The organism is Quyinboa mangrovi (assembly GCF_042219825.1).
Lineage (GTDB): Bacteria > Bacteroidota > Bacteroidia > Bacteroidales > UBA5342 > JBHJHP01.
Map to the genome: position 1 here is coordinate 1 of NZ_JBHJHQ010000052.1, position 876 is coordinate 876.

The 876-nt window shown below is 33.4% G+C and carries 1 protein-coding gene; it reads right to left on the bottom strand.

Features of this window, described 5'->3' with window-relative positions; all coding sequences use genetic code 11:
* Positions 1–153: 153 nt before the first annotated feature.
* Positions 154–801: a hypothetical protein gene (locus tag ACE1ET_RS20515; protein WP_375730298.1), complete on the bottom strand. Its 648-nt coding sequence runs from the start codon at positions 799–801 to the stop codon at positions 154–156.
* Positions 802–876 lie beyond the last annotated feature (75 nt).

An 876-nucleotide genomic window follows, 5' to 3' on the forward strand; every position in this document is an offset into this window, starting at 1 on the left:
TACAACGTTCCCGCGGTATGGTGTCGTGCGGTTGACTGTCCCACGAAGTGGAGACTGTCAAGCCGAGAACGACGCCAGGATGCATATGGATTTGCAGGTTAAAAGAACCGCATGCACTATGACCGCGTGTTGTGTGTTGCCCTATTTTTAATTTTAATTCGGAATTTTTGGCATCGAAATATTAGGATCTCCAAACCAAATATTATTTCCTGCAATACAGTCTCTACTTGTAATTATTCCACATTTAAACATTATGTGGGCAAAAGATACCTGGACAAATCCTGTATCGTTTTCAAAATGCGTATATTTTATTAAATCATTAGCTCCAAATTTGTTAAAGTAATCATCTAAATTATAGGTTTTTGATATTTTATTGATAGTCTCCTTATCTGGATATTTATAAAAACTTATATTAGCTAAAGCATTTTTATTTCTAAAGTGAAAAGTCTTTTCTCTGTTTGCCAAAATAGTACTATCAATATATTTAATTCCATTTTCATCATATTCAACATTTAATTCACGATGCATGGCACCGGACAAAAATGGAGCTTCACAACAAATTTCTTTAGTCACTTCTGTGTTTAAATCTTTCGCGTTAAATACAATGTAGCTTGGAGCAGAACTCTTATTATTATAAGCAATTTCAAAAATTCTATTTCTTATCGAATCATTTGAGTATTTATCAAATAATTCAATGTTTAAATTTTCTTCAGTAGGAGTCTTTACGTTTTGATTTTTGAATACGCAAGATTGTATAAGCACGAAAACTGAAACTACTATTGTTTTAAATATTCGAGTCATTTTTTTAGGGTTACACACAACGTTCCCGCGGTATGCTGTCGTGGCAGTTTCTTTCCGACGGGAAAGGAACTGTCA

Excerpts from the sequence above, each read along its gene's own strand:
- ACE1ET_RS20515 (WP_375730298.1), bottom strand. The coding sequence starts at position 801 with ATGACTCGAATATTTAAAACAATAGTAGTTTCAGTTTTCGTGCTTATA.